The 14,763-nt window shown below is 63.6% G+C and carries 11 protein-coding genes and 4 pseudogenes; 5 read left to right on the top strand and 10 right to left on the bottom strand.

Features of this window, described 5'->3' with window-relative positions:
- Positions 1–27: 27 nt before the first annotated feature.
- Together ribB and ACVWYI_RS11305 are read right to left on the bottom strand one after the other, a co-directional pair.
- A complete protein-coding gene (gene ribB / locus ACVWYI_RS11310) occupies positions 28–1,104 on the bottom strand; it encodes a 3,4-dihydroxy-2-butanone-4-phosphate synthase (RefSeq protein ID WP_247348021.1) in 1,077 nt (358 codons plus the stop codon).
- 176 nt (positions 1,105–1,280) lie between these two features.
- Positions 1,281–3,013: pseudogene (locus ACVWYI_RS11305) on the bottom strand (cation:proton antiporter).
- A 67-nt stretch (positions 3,014–3,080) separates the two neighbouring features.
- On the opposite strand from ACVWYI_RS11305, the gene ACVWYI_RS11300 reads away from it, so the two are divergent.
- The 4 genes from ACVWYI_RS11300 (at position 3,081) to ACVWYI_RS11285 (ending at position 5,890) form a co-directional block, all read left to right on the top strand.
- Entirely contained in the window at positions 3,081–3,608 is a 528-nt protein-coding gene (locus ACVWYI_RS11300) for a DUF3124 domain-containing protein (RefSeq protein WP_456662008.1), read from the top strand.
- 64 nt (positions 3,609–3,672) lie between these two features.
- Positions 3,673–4,905, top strand: coding sequence for an aminotransferase-like domain-containing protein (locus ACVWYI_RS11295; RefSeq protein WP_456662007.1), 1,233 nt, complete (start codon positions 3,673–3,675; stop codon positions 4,903–4,905).
- A gap of 167 nt (positions 4,906–5,072) precedes the next feature.
- On the top strand, positions 5,073–5,525 hold the full coding sequence (locus tag ACVWYI_RS11290; protein WP_456650924.1) for a hypothetical protein: 453 nt from the start codon (positions 5,073–5,075) through the stop codon (positions 5,523–5,525).
- A gap of 140 nt (positions 5,526–5,665) precedes the next feature.
- Positions 5,666–5,890, top strand: a complete 225-nt coding sequence (locus ACVWYI_RS11285; RefSeq protein WP_354068475.1) for a hypothetical protein — start codon at positions 5,666–5,668, stop codon at positions 5,888–5,890.
- Positions 5,891–5,959: 69 nt separating this feature from the next.
- Here the strand turns inward: ACVWYI_RS11285 and ACVWYI_RS11280 are convergent, their stop codons facing one another.
- From ACVWYI_RS11280 to ACVWYI_RS11245, 8 genes and pseudogenes are all read right to left on the bottom strand, one after another.
- The gene (locus ACVWYI_RS11280) at positions 5,960–6,778 is read right to left on the bottom strand and encodes an aldo/keto reductase (RefSeq protein WP_456662006.1); all 819 of its coding nucleotides are present in this window, start codon (positions 6,776–6,778) and stop codon (positions 5,960–5,962) included.
- Positions 6,779–6,930: 152 nt separating this feature from the next.
- Positions 6,931–7,535: pseudogene (locus ACVWYI_RS11275) on the bottom strand (alkaline phosphatase D family protein); the annotation flags it as partial.
- A 118-nt stretch (positions 7,536–7,653) separates the two neighbouring features.
- Positions 7,654–8,103 (bottom strand): hypothetical protein, encoded by a 450-nt coding sequence (locus tag ACVWYI_RS11270; RefSeq protein ID WP_456662005.1) that lies wholly within the window; start codon positions 8,101–8,103, stop codon positions 7,654–7,656.
- 106 nt (positions 8,104–8,209) lie between these two features.
- Positions 8,210–9,211, bottom strand: a complete 1,002-nt coding sequence (locus ACVWYI_RS11265; protein ID WP_456662004.1) for an NAD(P)H-dependent flavin oxidoreductase — start codon at positions 9,209–9,211, stop codon at positions 8,210–8,212.
- 93 nt (positions 9,212–9,304) lie between these two features.
- Positions 9,305–10,925 (bottom strand): annotated as a pseudogene (locus ACVWYI_RS11260) (DHA2 family efflux MFS transporter permease subunit).
- Complete coding sequence (locus ACVWYI_RS11255) at positions 10,922–12,076, bottom strand: HlyD family secretion protein (protein ID WP_456662003.1); 1,155 nt, start codon at positions 12,074–12,076, stop codon at positions 10,922–10,924. The pseudogene ACVWYI_RS11260 and the gene ACVWYI_RS11255 overlap by 4 nt, the downstream one beginning before the upstream one ends.
- A gap of 183 nt (positions 12,077–12,259) precedes the next feature.
- On the bottom strand, positions 12,260–12,418 hold the full coding sequence (locus ACVWYI_RS11250) for a hypothetical protein (RefSeq protein ID WP_247348003.1): 159 nt from the start codon (positions 12,416–12,418) through the stop codon (positions 12,260–12,262).
- A 21-nt stretch (positions 12,419–12,439) separates the two neighbouring features.
- Positions 12,440–12,814, bottom strand: a complete 375-nt coding sequence (locus ACVWYI_RS11245) for a PRC-barrel domain-containing protein (protein WP_456662002.1) — start codon at positions 12,812–12,814, stop codon at positions 12,440–12,442.
- 155 nt (positions 12,815–12,969) lie between these two features.
- Here ACVWYI_RS11245 and ACVWYI_RS11240 point away from each other — a divergent pair.
- Positions 12,970–14,757, top strand: a pseudogene (locus tag ACVWYI_RS11240) (thiamine pyrophosphate-requiring protein).
- Positions 14,758–14,763 lie beyond the last annotated feature (6 nt).

The following is a 14,763-nucleotide window of genomic DNA, read 5'->3' as shown; positions in this document are numbered from 1 at the left end:
GCGCGTCGCGCGCCCGGAATGACAGCGCTAGCTTTCGAGCTGCTCGTTGGCGACGATCTCGATACCGAAGCCCGACAGGCCCTTGTAGTCGTGCACCGAAGAGGTGAGATGCCGGATCGAGGTGACGCCGAGATCGCGCAGGATCTGCGCGCCGACGCCGACTTCGCGCCACTGGCGGTTGCGGTCAGCCTCGGTCGCGCTCTCATCGGGCAGCGGCGCCACGGGGACACCGGCCGCGCCGTCGCGCAGATAGACCAGCACGCCACGGCCGGACTTCTTGAAGTGCTCGAGCACCACCGCCATGCGCTTGTGGCCGGTGAAGATGTCCTTGACGATGTTCGGCTTGTGGAAGCGCGTCAGGACGTTCTTGCCGTCGCCGACGCCGTTGTAGACGAAGGCGACGTGGGCGATGGAATCGAACGGCGAGCGGTAGGCATAGCCCTGAAGCGGCCCGATCGGGCTCTCGGTGACGAAGGTCGAGACCCGCTCGATCAGCTTCTCGCGCACCTGGCGGTAGGCGATCATGTCGGCGATGGTGACGTGCTTGAGCTTGTGCTCGGCGGCAAAGCGGGCGACCTGCTCGCCCTTCATCACGCTGCCGTCGTCGTTCATCAACTCGCTGATGACGCCGACCGGTGGCAGGCCGGAGAGCTTGCACAGATCGACTGCGGCCTCGGTATGGCCGGAGCGCAGGAGCACGCCGCCGTCCTTGGCAATCAGCGGGAAGATGTGGCCGGGACGGGCGAAGTCGTTGGCGCCGGCGTTGGGATTGGACAGCGCGCGGCAGCACGAGGCGCGCTCTTCGGCCGAGATGCCGGTGCCGCCGTCGGGCTTGTAGTCGATCGAGACCGTGAATGCGGTGGTGTGCGCGGAATCGTTGTGGGCCACCATCGGATCGAGCCGCAGGCGGCGCGCATCTTCGGTGGTGATCGGCGCGCAAACGATGCCGGAGGTGTGGCGGATGATGAACGCCATCTTCTCGGAGGTGCAGAGCGAGGCGGCGACGATCAGATCGCCCTCGCCCTCGCGGTCATCGTCGTCGGTGACGACCACGAGCTCACCGCGGGCAAAGGCCTGCAAGACTTCCTGAACGTTATCGGGCATTTCCCAATCTCTATCGGTTATAGCCCGGAGGCTTAGCCGGACTTGGGCCGGGGCGCTAGTGTCCTGGACGCAACCGCATATTCCGGGTGGCGGGCCGATCAACGGATTTCAGGCTTGCACCGAAGATACCGGGGATTTAGCAAGAAATGGTCCAGGAAGAAGGCCGCCAGGCACCGTCAGGGCAGCACTTCGCGCCGCTCGCCGAGGCGCTGATCGAGCTCGGCACGTTTGTCGGCCAGAAGCCCGGCCTGGGCGGCCTCGATCACGGTGAACAGCTCGTGGGCATCGCTGAGCCGGGTCACGGTGACGTAGCTGGCGCCGGCCTCGTAGAGCTCGCCGACATCGGCCAGCAGATATCGGCGCTCGCCACGATCAGGGCGGTCGGATTGAGCGCACGGACGTGGCGGACCAGCTTCTCGTTGGTAGCGCCCTTGAGCAGCGAATCCGGCACGCTGAGGATGATCATCTCAGACTTGCCGATCCCGGCATGGAGCAGCGTATCGGCGCTGCTGATGTCGCCATAGATCACGTGCAGGCCGCGCGAAAGCAGGGTCTGGTACACATTGGGGTTGAAGTCGACCACGGTGATCTGCTCCAGCAGCACCGGCGTCTGCCGCTCGATCTCGGCCAGCAGCGCGCTCGCCGCACGGAAAAAGCCAAGGATGACGATGCGGCGGGCCTCGCCATGGCCGCCCTCGTGGCCTTCCTCGCCGTGGCCGTTGCCATGGTCGAGGTCGCGCAGGCCGATCCGCTTCAGGGGCCCGATCGCCCAGCGGGTGATCTCGTCGCTGCGGGTCATCGCGAAGGTCGAGACCACAGCCAGCACCACGAAGGCGAAAGAGGCCGCATTCGCCGTCTCGGCTGCGATGTGGTGGTCGGCGACGCCGGTCTGGATCACCACCAGCGAGAACTCGGAGATTTGCGCGAGGTTCAGGGCCGGCAACAGGCTGGCGCGCAAGCCCTGCTTCATCAGATAGAGCGGCGCGAAAGTGGTGACGAGGCGGCTCGCCACCGTGAACACCGCGATCAGCAAGGCAAGGCCGATCACGGAGAGGCCGGGCACGGGAATGGTCATGCCGAGAGCGACGAAGAACAGCGTGATGAAGAAGTCCCGCAGCGTGGTGACCTTGGCCGTGACGTCGAGCGCATAAGGAAAGGTCGAGAGCGAGACGCCGGCGATCAGGGCGCCCATCTCGCGCGACAGCGACAGCCGCTCGGCGGTCTCGGCGACCAGGAAGCACCAGGCGAGCGCGCCGAGCAGGATCAGCTCGGGGCGGCGGGCGATCTGGTGAAACAGGCGCGGCAGCACGTAGCGGCTGACCAGCAGCGCGGCGGCGACCAGCACCGCGACGCGGCCGATCGAGAGCAGGATGACGCTGACTTCCAGATTGGCAAGGCTTGGCTGCACCGCCAGGAACAGGATGGCGAAGATGTCCTGGAGCACCAGCACGCCGAGCGTGATGCGGCCGGGCAGCGTGTCGAGCTCGCGCTTCTCGTAGAGCACCTTGACGATGATGACGGTGCTCGACAGCGCGCAGGCGACGCAGAGATAAACCGCATCGAACTGCCCCCCGCCGAGCGACAGGCCGATGCCGGCGAAGAACAGCACCCCGAGCAGGCAGCCGCCGATGAGCTGGCCGCCCGCCGCGAACAGGATCACCTTTCCCGCCCGCACGATCTTCTTCAGGTCGATCTCCAGGCCGATCATGAACAGCATGAAGATCAGGCCGAGCTCAGAGATGACGCTGATCGATTCCTGCGACTTGACCCAGCCGGCGCCGAATGGACCTATGCAGAAGCCGGCGATAAGGTAGGCCAGGATCAGCGGCTGCCTGGAGAAGTGGGCAAGCAGGCCCAGCATCCAGGCAAACAGGATACAGAGAGTGATGTCGCGAATGAGCTCGTGCATGCCAGATTGGTCCGTTCTGCCGCACCCTAATGATCGAGTGCGGCGCGGCAAGCGAGCAATTCGTCACATGCGGATGAGGCTCGCCGTTGCAATGCTGTTATGTCCGCTCGCGTTCGCCCCGCCCGCGCTTGCCCAGCCCAAAGTCAATATCGAGCAGAGTTCTGCCGATTCGCTCACCGCCACGCCGAAGGAGGAGCCCGCCGTCTCCGGCGGCTTCTACGTGCCGGCCTATTCCAGCGTGGCAATGAGCCAGGGCAAGCTGCGCGTTGATTTTTCGGTGACGCTAAGCATCCACAACGCCTCGGAGACCCAGGCGCTGGTGGTCAAGCGCATTGCCTATTTCGACACCGCAGGCAAGCAGGTCGAGAGCTATCTGAAGGCGCCGGTCGCGCTCAAACCGCTCGCCACCGTCTCGATCTTCGTTCCGACCGACGACGTGCGCGGCGGGACCGGAGCCAATTTCCTCGTCGACTGGGCCGCAACAAGCGAGATCGCCGAGCCTGTTGTCGAGGCCTTGATGGTTGGCGGCGTCGCCAATGCGCATTACGCCTTCATTAGCCAGGGCCGTCCAACCCGGACTGTCGGCAAGAAGTAAGCAAGAAACACGACTGACCGGCGCAAAGCCGGCAGCCTGACAAGAATAGAACGAGGAATGCCCCATGACATCCAGCTTCGATTTCGCGCCCCTGTTTCCCGCAGGGCTGCCGGCCCCTTCCGCGCGCTGGACGGGCCTCGCCAAATATAGCTTCGTCGGCGGCAACAACGATTCCGAGCAGGTGCCGCTCGACGATTTGGTCGAGGCTGCCAACACTGTACTTCGGAGCGAGGGCCGATCCCTTTCCACTTATGGCCTGGCGCATGGCCCGCAGGGTTATTTGCCCCTGCGCGAATTTCTCGTCGCAAAACTCAAGCGCGATGCCGGCATCAGCTGCACGGTCGACGATCTCATGATCGTCTCCGGCTCGCTGCAGGCGCTCGACCTCGTCAACGCGACCCTGCTGACGCGCGGCGACACCGTGATCTTTGAGCAGGACAGCTATCAGGGCTCGCTGACCCGCCTGGCACGGCTCGGGGTCAACGTAACAGGCATCCCCCTCGACAAGGACGGCATGCGCATGGACGTGCTGGCCACGACGCTGGCAGACCTCAAGAGACGCGGCATCCGGCCAAAATACATCTACACCATTCCGACGGTACAGAACCCGACCGGCAGCATCATGCCGGAAGGCCGCCGCGCGGAGTTGTTGCGGCTATCGGCAGAATACGGTGTGCCTGTATTCGAGGACGATTGCTACGCCGATCTGGTCTGGTCAGGACAGCGGCCGCCGGCGATCTATGCGATGAGCCCGAACGGCGGCGTGATCCATATCGGCTCGTTCTCGAAGTCGATCGCGCCTGCGCTGCGCGTTGGCTTCATCGTTGCGCCATGGGATGTGATGTCGCGGATGCTGGCGCTGAAGACGGACGCCGGCTCCGGCGCACTGGAGCAGATGGTGCTCGCCGCCTACTGCAAGCCGCATTTTTCGACCCACGTCCCGGCGCTGACAAAGGCGCTGCGCACCAAGCTCGATACGCTGATGGAAGCTCTCAACGAGCAATTCGGGACGACAGCCGAATTCGAGGAGCCGAAGGGCGGCATCTTCCTGTGGGTGAAGCTGCCCCATCAGGTCGATACGCTAAAACTGTATCAGGCCGCACTCGCGGCCGGCGTATCGATCAATCCAGGGCCGGAATGGTCGACCGACAAAAGCCATTCCAGCTCGCGGCTGCGGCTGTGCTTCGCGAGCCCTTCGCATCAGCAGATCCGCGAAGGCGTCGCCGTGCTGGCCGAAGTGTGCCGCAAGGAGTTCGGCGTGCCGGCCCGCAGCGCCAATGTGGAGAAGCGGCCCTAAGCCACCTGGGGCTGGCTGCCGTGGATCGCGGAGGCCGCGCCATCCTACCCCGGAAGCAGCCGGCCTCATCGACGCGGATCAAATTCGCGCGCGAATGGCGGCTGCCGTGGACCGATGCGAGCAGGATGCTACACTTTGGCATTATTAGAAGTGGGGCTTTTCAGGACATGACGCGTTGTCCGAGCCGCTGGATCACGGCGGCGCTGCTGTGGCTTGCATTCACGCCAGCGGCCGGCGCCGAGACGCTTGCGGCGACGGTCGAGCAATGGGGCCTGCTCGGCTCCTGGGCGGTCGATTGCGCGGCTCGCCCTGACCGCGACAAGGGCGCGGCGCTGACTTACGAGATCCGGAAGGACGGAAGGGTGATGTACCGGCGCAATTTCGGCGAGGCCAAGGACGAGAACGAAGTGGTGTCCGCCACGGTCGGTGCCGAGGGCCTGCTCAATGTGATGGTGTACTTCCCCTCGCTGCATCAGACGCGCGAGTTCGGTCTGCTACTCTCAAAGCAAGATAGCTTGCGCGCGATCTACAATCGCAGTGAGCACGGCGAGTACACGATCAGGGACGGCAAATACGTCGCGACAGGCGCGCCAACACCGGCACAGCAACGCTGCGATTGACTATTACCCTCGAGCTTGATCTCTCGAAAACTGCTCCACACTTTTCTGTCTGAACAGCTGTTCAGAATTCTCTGGTGATTCCTCCGGAACGTTCACGCGAATGCGCCGTTTAGATTGGCATTCTATTGGAGGAGGACATCTTGAAGAAACTTGGTTATGTGATTGCTGCTATCGGCGCACTCGCGGTTGCATTGCCGACGCTCGCGAGCGCGGAGACGGTGGTGATCAAGCGCGGTCATCATCACGGCCCGTACGGCGCCCGCGCCGAATACGGCATGCATCGCGATCACGGCTGGCATCGCGGCTGGCACCATCGCGACAAGGTCGTCGTGATCAAGCGTGGCGGTCATCGCCACTGGGACTAATGCGCAACGCAATACGGAAATGGCCCCTCACGGGGCCATTTCTTTGCGTGTTCGAAACGTTCGGCGAGGTTAGTCCCACGCCGGCGCGAAGCCGGGATTGACGCAGCGGCTGTCTTTCGGCAGCGCGGCGATCTTGTTGCGGTCGGCATCGTCGAGCGTGATCTTCAGCGCGTCGAGATTGGCCTGTTGGCTCTCGAGGCGTGAGGCCTTCGGAATCGCGGCGACGCCATCCTGGTCGAGCAGCCATTTCAGCGCGACCTGCGCGCCGGTCGCGTCGTGCTTGGCGCCGATCTCGGCCAGCACCGGATCGGATGCGACACGCCCCTGCGCCAGCGGACAATAGGCGACCAGCGGGATCGACTTGGCGTTGAGATAGGCCAGCACCTTCGATTGATCGAGCATGGCGTGATATTCGATCTGATTGCAGGCGATCGGCGCTCTGATGTCCTCGACGGCGATCTTGAGCAGCGCGGTGGTGAAGTTGGCGACGCCAATCGCCCGGGTGCGCCCCTCCTCCTTCAGCTTCATCAAAATCTCGAACACAGCACCCCAGTTCGCGGCCTTGGACGGCCAGTGCACGAGATAAAGGTCGACATGGTCGAGCCGGAGTTTTTTCAGGCTGGCGTCGAAGGCGCGGCGGATCGCTTCGGGTGCGAGGTTCTCGTGCCAGACCTTGGTCGTGATATGCAGCTCGCCACGCCGCACGCCGGCCGCTGCGAGCGCCGCGCCGATCGGCTCTTCGTTGCCGTACATCTCGGCGGTGTCGATATGGCGATAGCCGATCGATAGCGCGCTCTCGACCGCCGCGCGGCAGGCATCGCCCTGCATGCGGAAGGTGCCGAGGCCGAGCTTGGGCATGCTGATGCCCTGTGTCTTCAGATTGTCCATGAAAAGGCTCCTAAGATATTTCAACCCACCGGATGCGCGCGGCGATGCCGCGTGAGCAGACTCTTCGGTGATGGAAAAGAGGTGGCGGGAAGGTACAGCATAGCGTGGGAGCCGCAGGAGCGCCAATCAAGATCGGGTTAGCGACCTACGAGGTTGTATTTGTAATTGCCGCGGAACTGCGCCAGCGTGTGCGCGATCTCGGATTTCTCCTCGGTCACGGCATTCCGCCAGGTCTCGCCGTTCGGCAGCTTCCGCTCCGAGGGAATCGTGCAGTCGGCGTAAGTGTGATCGCCGGAATGGATGAAGAAGTCCGGACGATTGTCGAGCATGGTGCGATAGCTGCGATAGCCGCCGCGCGATGTGTCGATGTCCAGCCCTGCCCCGCGGTGTCGCTGGACCACAGGAAGGAGATCGACCGGCCCGCAGCCGGCGCGGTGCGGAAATGGCCGATGCGGCTTTCGCCGGCGGTGCCGATCGCGATGTCGTCGAAGCGCACACGATAGAAGATGTCCTGCCCGAGGGGCAGATCGTTCAGCAGCAGCTTTGTCGAGCACTCCACCTGCATCCGCGCCGGCCGGTCGGCGCGCGCCCAGATCACGGCGGAGCCATCCGAGACGTCGCCGGACTGGATGCCGCCTGCGATCTGCGGACGGGCGGCGGCGCGGCTGAGATGTGGCTTTGCGAGCGTCGCGACGGCCAGGCTGGAAGTGGAGCGGACCAGGAATTGCCGCCGGGTCCAGGCGCGGAGCGATGCCATTCAGGAAACCTTCGTCGAATCGCGACGGAAGGTGCCTGCGTCGTTTGACTCCCGGCTTACGGTTTCTTGACCCCGGGCCTACGGTTCTGCGAGGTACGGATGACGGCTCGGAACTGACCTAGCGCTGCCAGTTACAGATGCCGCCGGAGCGGCAGGGCCAGGTCTGGATGCGGGTATCCCTCGCCTGCGCGTCGAGCGGATTGCCGTGGCGATGCGCGAGCTTGGTGCGCGCCGCGCCGCGTGGCTGCGCGGACTTGGCGTGCGCAACCTTGGGGTGCGCTACTTTGGCGTGCGCGACCTTCGGCTCCGACACATGCACGCGTTCGGCCGCGACTTTCTTCGGCACGCCGAACGGCTCGGCGCGCGCCTGCGCCTCGTTGCCGCCGCGCGCCTCCAGCGCGAGCGGCGCGAATTGGGTTTCGGGCCCGAGCCGCTTCGGCGACAATACGGCCTTCGAAAGATCGAGGCCTAGATACTCACTCGGCTTGTAGTCGTCAGCGCGCGCGATGCCGCCCCATGCGAGCACGAGGGCAATGGCAACTGCAAAATGAACGCTCTTCAGGACCACGGACGCCTCCTGAAATTGATTGTTAAGAGGTAATTTACCTCTATTTAGGAGGCGTCGCGCGCAATTCCAGCGGTCAACTGCCGCCGTGGTTAAGAAGTTGGCGGTGTCAGGCGACCCTTTGCGGTGCACCGGTCCCTTCAAGGAACCCCATCAGACGGTTGCGAACGATGATGTCCGCCTCAGCCATGATCCTGTCGACGAGTTCCTTGCAGGTGGGGATGTCGTGGATGAGCCCTGCGACCATGCCGCAGCTCCAGGCGCCTGCATCCATCTTCCCGTCCAGCATGATCCTGGGATAGACGCCCGCGACCTGGTCGTGGATGTCGTCGATCTTGAGCTTGTCGCCCTTCTCGCGTTCGATCTCGAGCAGACGGTCGACATTGGCGTTCTTCAGCACGCGCTCTGTGTTGCGCAGGCTCCGCATGATCAGGCGGGTGTCGAGCTCGGTCGCCGCGACCAGCGCGTTCTTCACGTTCTGATGCACCGGCGCTTCCTTGGTGGCAATGAAGCGCGTGCCCATGTTCATGCCGGCCGCACCCAGCGACAGCGCCGCGACGAGGCTGCGTCCGTCGGCCATGCCGCCGGAAGCGACGAACGGGATCTTCAATTCCTCCGCCGCGCGCGGCAGCAGGATCATGTTGGGAATGTCGTCCTCGCCGGGATGGCCGCCGCACTCAAAACCGTCAACGCTGACGGCGTCGCAGCCGATGCGCTCCGCCTTCAGGGAGTGGCGCACCGAAGTGCATTTGTGGATGACCTTAATGCCGGCCGCCTTCAGCGCCGGCATGTAGGCTTCCGGGCTGCGGCCCGCGGTCTCCACGGATTTGACCCCGCCCTCGACGATCGCGGCGATATATTCAGGGTAAGGCGGCGCGGCGAAGGCCGGCAGGAAGGTGAGGTTCACGCCGAACGGCTTGTCGGTCATGTCGCGGCAGCGCGCGATCTCTTTTGCCAGCAGCTCCGGCGTCTTCTGAGTGAGACCGGTGATGATGCCGAGCCCGCCCGCATTGGAGACGGCGGCCGCCAGCTCGGCAAAGCCGACGAAATGCATGCCGCCCTGGATGATGGGGTGCTCGATGCCGAACAGTTCGGTGATCGCGGTCTTCACTTAAATTACCTCCCGGACTTTTGCTTGGTGTTCGGACCAGTCTAGCCGGACTTTTGCGCCGCGGTCACCATTTCTCTCCGAACGACCGTTGGCTCAATGCCCCCGCGCAGGGGCGCCCAGCTTGATCGGGCGCAGCACTGCGGCGGTCGGGATCATCAGCAACGCGATGATCGCGAGCGTCCAGAACACATCGATGTAGGCCAGCAAATCGACCTGCTGCTGCAAGGTGCGGCCGACCCAGGCGACCGCCCTGCGAGGCCGCATCGCTCGCGTTCGAGCCCTGGGCCTGGAAGAAGCGGGTCATCGTCTCGATGGTTTGCTGGTAGCCGAGATCGGATGGCGCGGCGTGCTCGATCAGGCGGCTCTGATGGAATTGCTGGCGTTGCGCCAGAATAGTCTGCGCCAGTGCGACACCCATGGAGCCACCGATGTTGCGGGCGACGTTGATCAGCGCTGAAGCCTGGTTGGTCTTGTCGGGCGGCACGCCGTCATAGGACGCGGTCGTGACCGGCAGGAACAGGAAAGGCAGACCGATGGCGAGGAAGATGCGCGACATCGCGGCATAGCCGTAGGTGATGTCGCCGGTGAGCCCGGTGAGATGCCACATCGAGAAGGCGACGATGGCAGCGCCGAACATGATGAGGTATTTCGGCTGCACGCTACTGACGAGACGGCCCACCACCGGCATCAGCACCAGGGTCGCGATTCCGCCCGGTGACAGCGCGAGACCGGCCAGCATGGCTGTGTAGTTCAGCTCGGTCTGGAGCAGTTGCGGCAGGAGTTGCGTCGTGGATATCAACACCGCGCCGGTGCCGAGCATGACCAGAAAGCAGGCGGCGAACTGGCGGCGGCCGAGCAGGCGGAGATCGACGATGGGATCCTCACGCGTCAGCTCCCACGGGATCAGCGCAAGCAGTGACACGGCCGAAAGCACCGCGAAGAACACGATCATGTTCGAGCCGAACCAGTCATTGCGCTGGCCTTCGTCGAGCACGTATTCGAGCGAGCCCAGCCCGATTGCGACCAGCAGGAAGCCGATATAGTCGACCCGCAGCCCCTTGCTCAGCAGCTTCTCCCTCTCTTCCTCGGCACCCGACGGCTCCTTGACCAGTGTGCCGACCAGTAAGAGCGACAGCATCCCCATGGGAACGTTGATCAGGAACACCCAGTGCCAGGTATAGGTGTCGGTGATCCAGCCGCCGAGCGTCGGTCCGATCACGGGCGCGACCACGACAGCGACGCCATAGATCGCAAAGGCCTGACCGCGCTTGTGTGGCGGAAAGGAGTCGGCGAGGATCGCTTGCTCGCTGGTCGCCATGCCGCCGCCGCCAAGGCCCTGAACGATGCGGAACAGCACCAGAGCCTGCAAATTCCAGGCAAAGCCACACAAAAGCGAGGAGAGCGTGAAGATCGCAACGCAGATCATGTAGAAGCGCTTGCGGCCGATCACGGTCGACAGCCAGCCCGAGATCGAGAGCACGATGGCGTTGGCTACGAGATAGCTGGTGATGACGTAGGTGCTCTCGTCGATGCCGACGGCAAGCCCACCAGCGATGTGGCGCAAGGCGACGTTGGCAATGGTGGTGTCGAGCACCTCCATGAAGGTCGCAATCGAGACGACGAAGGCGATGAGATAAGGATTATGACCGCCCGCCGCCGAGCGCTCCGGCGACCAACCTGCAGCGGACGCGCCTCCCGGCGCTGTGTCCGTCATCGCACCCTGGTCCACGGCACGACCGACATGCCGGGGCCAACGGGCAAATCGGCCGGCCAGCTGTCGACCACGATCTTCACCGGCACGCGCTGCACCACCTTGACGTAATTGCCGGTGGCGTTCTCCGCCGGCAACAGGCTGAAGGCGGTGCCGGAGCCCGGCTGCACGGAATCGACATGACCGGTCAGCTTACGCCCGGGATAGGCGTCGATGCGGATCTCGACCGGCTGGCCCGGCCGCATGTCGTTGAGCTGCGTCTCCTTGTAGTTGGCGACGATCCAGACCTCGTCGGGCACGAACATCATCAGGCTTTGTCCCGCAGTGACAAAAGTACCCTTGGCACCACTGAGCTTGACGACGCGGCCGGACTGCGCCGCAACGACGCTGGTATATTGCAGGTTCAGCTTGGCCTGATCGAGCTGCGTCTGCGACTGCGCGAGCTGCGCGCGGGCGCCCTCGAGCTGCGCTTGCAGCGTCTTGATGCCGACTTGCGCGGCGGTCACCGCGGTCTTCGCACGTTCAGTGTTGGCCTGCTGCGCCTGAAGATCGGAGCGGGTCTGTTGCTGGCGCTGCACGGTGCCGGCGCCCTTCTCGACGAGATCTTCCGCGCGCTTGAACTCCTCCTGCGAGAACTGGAGCTGCGCCTGCGCTTGTTCGAGCTGCGCCTGGGCCTGCTTGATCTGTTCCTGTTGTGAAACGATCTGGGCCCCGACGTTGGCGATGTTCGCCGTTGAGATCGCAACTTGAGCCGCGGCCTGCTGTATGGCGATGCGATAGTCGCGCTCGTCGATCTTGGCAAGGAGATCGCCGGCGTTGGCATGCTGGTTGTCCGTGACCGGAATATCGGTCACGTAGCCGCCGACCTTCGCGGCCACCGAAAAGCTGCGCGCCGCGACGAAGGCGTCGTCGGTGGATTCATAGTGACGCACCTGGAGCCAGTAGAGCAGGCCAGCGATCAGGGCCGCGAGCAACACAATGGCGCCGACCGTGGCGAGCAGCCAATGCTCGCGCATCCGATCTCGCAGCGATGGCATCTTCGCCGGCTTCTGATCTTTGGCGTCGCGGGCCTGATCAGGAGATGTCTCCGGAGCTTCCTTCGCCCTCTGCGGCGGCTCCGCGGACGGCCCATGCTCCCGGGTTTGAGCATCCACGGTGAACACCTCTGTCGGTACTAAGCCGCCTCAGTCCGGCTCGCACCGGAGGCCTAACCGCAGTGCGAAGGCATGGTTCCGGCCTGCGCAAGCGACGGTGTCATACGTCAATGTGACTGCTCAAAGAACAAGCGCGGCATCGTGCACGCCGCGCTTGCTGCGAATTCATTATTAACAGCTTGCTCAGTGCGTATTGGTCTCATGCCATTTTTCGAGATCGGGTTTCACCTCGCCCGATCCCTGCTCCTTTTCCGGATTGCCTTTCCAGGGCTTGTCCGTTTGCTTGTGCGAACCCCAGTCGCTCTGCTGCCGGGGATCGTCGTTCGGCCGTTCCTTGCTCATCGAACTCCCTTTCCGTGAATCCTAAGCGAAGGGGACGCCGTAGTAGGAGTTGATACCGCGAACTGCGGCGTCATCACCCCAGTTCCAATCACTCCGTTCGCCGTATTTCGGCGCGCCTTCCAGCTCCTTGGTGGTAATGCCGGTGAGGTAGCCGCCAAGCTCCGTGTCGTATTTCAGCGACTGCCACGGTAGCGGATAGTGGTCGTTGCCGAGGCCCAGGAAACCGCCGAAACCGAGCACGGCGTAGGACACTTTGCCGCTGACCTTGTCGATCATCACGCGTTCGATCGAGCCGATCTTGTTGCGATCGGCGCCATAGACCGATGTTCCCTCGACCTTGTCGCTGCCGATCAAGCGGCCCATCTCGTTTTGGTCCAGTTCGCCTTGATTCAACATCTCAATTCTCCACTCAGCCAGTATTGAGACAACCCGAATGAGTGAGCGATCGTTCCAGCTTGTTCCGCGTGAGTTGAGGAACATCGCCTGAAACAGGCAGTTCTCTCGACTTCAAGTCCCCGAATCAAAGTTCCTGGAACGAAGAGCCTCCCCCGATGTCCCAGACCGTCTCCGACTTCATCGTTCAGCGTCTGCATCAATGGGGAGTGCGCCACCTCTTTGGCTATCCCGGCGACGGAATCAACGGCGTGTTCGGTGCCCTTCAGCGTGCTGAGGGCAAGATCGGCTTTGTCCAAGCCCGGCATGAGGAGATGGCCGCCTTCATGGCGACCGCCTATGCGAAGTTCTCCGACCAGCTCGGCGTCTGCATCGCAACTTCGGGCCCCGGCGCCTCGCATTTGATTACCGGTCTCTACGATGCCCTGCTCGATCACCAGCCGGTGCTTGCGATCGTCGGTCAGCAGGCACGCAATGCGCTGGGCGGACATTATCAGCAGGAACTTGATCTCGTCTCGATGTTCAAGGATGTGGCTGGCGCCTACGTCATGCAGGTATCCTCGCCGGCGCAGATTCGGCATCTGATTGATCGATCGATCCGGATCGCGCTGGCCCGGCGGACGCCAACCGTGATCATCTTGCCCAACGATATCCAGGAGGAGCCGTACGAGGATCCGCCGCGCGCTCACGGCACCCTGCATTCTGGCATCGGCTATAGCGCTCCCAGCATCAAGCCTCGTGACGCTGATCTCGACCGTGCCGCCGAAGTGCTCAACGCCGGCAAGAAGGTCGCGATGCTCGTCGGCGCCGGCGCGCTGCATGCCACCGAAGAGGCGATCGCGGTCGCCGACCGGCTGTCGGCCGGCTGTGCCAAAGCGCTGCTCGGCAAGGCTGTGCTGCCCGACGACCTGCCCTGGGTCACCGGCTCGATCGGCCTGCTCGGCACCGAGCCCAGCTACAACATGATGATGGAATGCGACACGCTGCTGATGGTCGGCTCCGCTTTTCCCTATGCCGAATTCCTGCCGAAAGAAGGCGCGACGCGCGGCGTGCAGATCGACATCGACGCCAGCATGATGTCGATTCGCTTTCCCATGGAGGTCGGTCTCATCGGCGACGCCGCCGAGACGCTGCGCGCACTGCTGCCGCGACTGAAACCCAAGAGCGACGGCGCCTGGCGCCAGGGTATCGAAGCCGACGTCGCGAAATGGTGGAAGACGCTGGATGACCGCGCACATCAGCCAGCAGCACCGGTCAATCCGCAGCTCGTCGCCTGGGAATTGTCGCCGCGCCTGCCGGACCGGGCCATCATCACCAGTGATTCCGGCTCCTGCGCCAATTGGTTCGCGCGCGACCTGAAGATGCGCCGCGGCATGACGGCCTCGCTCTCCGGCGGCCTCGCCTCCATGGGTGCCGCGGTGCCCTATGCGCTCGCCGCGAAATATGCCCATCCCGACCGCCCCGTGATTGCACTCGTCGGCGACGGCGCGATGCAGATGAACAACATGGCCGAGCTGATCACCGCCGCGAAATATCGGCGCGACTGGAAGGATCCGCGCTTCATCGTCTGTGTGTTCAATAACGAAGATCTCAACCAGGTGACCTGGGAGCAGCGCATCATCAACGGCGATCCAAAATTCGAGGCATCGCAGCGCATCCCAAACGTGTCCTATTCGCGCTTTGCCGAGTTGATCGGCCTCTCCGGCATCTACGTCGACAGCCCGCAGCTGCTGGGCTCGGCCTGGGAGCAGGCGCTGGCGAGCGAGATGCCGGTCGTGCTGGAGGTGAAGACCGACCCCGAAGTGCCGCCGCTGCCGCCGCACGTCACCTTGCAGCAGGCGAAGAATTTCTAGCTCGCCTTGATGAAGGGCGATCCCAACGAGAGCGGAGTGATCAAGGGGGCGGCGCGGCAGATGTTGGAAAAGATCCTGCCTGGAAAGGAATGAGGTGAA

The sequence above is a fragment of the Bradyrhizobium sp. LB13.1 genome (assembly GCF_054056815.1).
This window is presented reverse-complemented; position numbering and strand designations above follow the sequence as displayed.

Excerpts from the sequence above, each read along its gene's own strand:
- ribB (WP_247348021.1), bottom strand. The coding sequence starts at position 1,104 with ATGCCCGATAACGTTCAGGAAGTCTTGCAGGCCTTTGCCCGCGGTGAG.
- ACVWYI_RS11300 (WP_456662008.1), top strand. The coding sequence starts at position 3,081 with ATGCGGATGAGGCTCGCCGTTGCAATGCTGTTATGTCCGCTCGCGTTC.
- ACVWYI_RS11295 (WP_456662007.1), top strand. The coding sequence starts at position 3,673 with ATGACATCCAGCTTCGATTTCGCGCCCCTGTTTCCCGCAGGGCTGCCG.
- ACVWYI_RS11290 (WP_456650924.1), top strand. The coding sequence starts at position 5,073 with ATGACGCGTTGTCCGAGCCGCTGGATCACGGCGGCGCTGCTGTGGCTT.
- ACVWYI_RS11280 (WP_456662006.1), bottom strand. The coding sequence starts at position 6,778 with ATGGACAATCTGAAGACACAGGGCATCAGCATGCCCAAGCTCGGCCTC.
- ACVWYI_RS11250 (WP_247348003.1), bottom strand. The coding sequence starts at position 12,418 with ATGAGCAAGGAACGGCCGAACGACGATCCCCGGCAGCAGAGCGACTGG.
- ACVWYI_RS11245 (WP_456662002.1), bottom strand. The coding sequence starts at position 12,814 with ATGTTGAATCAAGGCGAACTGGACCAAAACGAGATGGGCCGCTTGATC.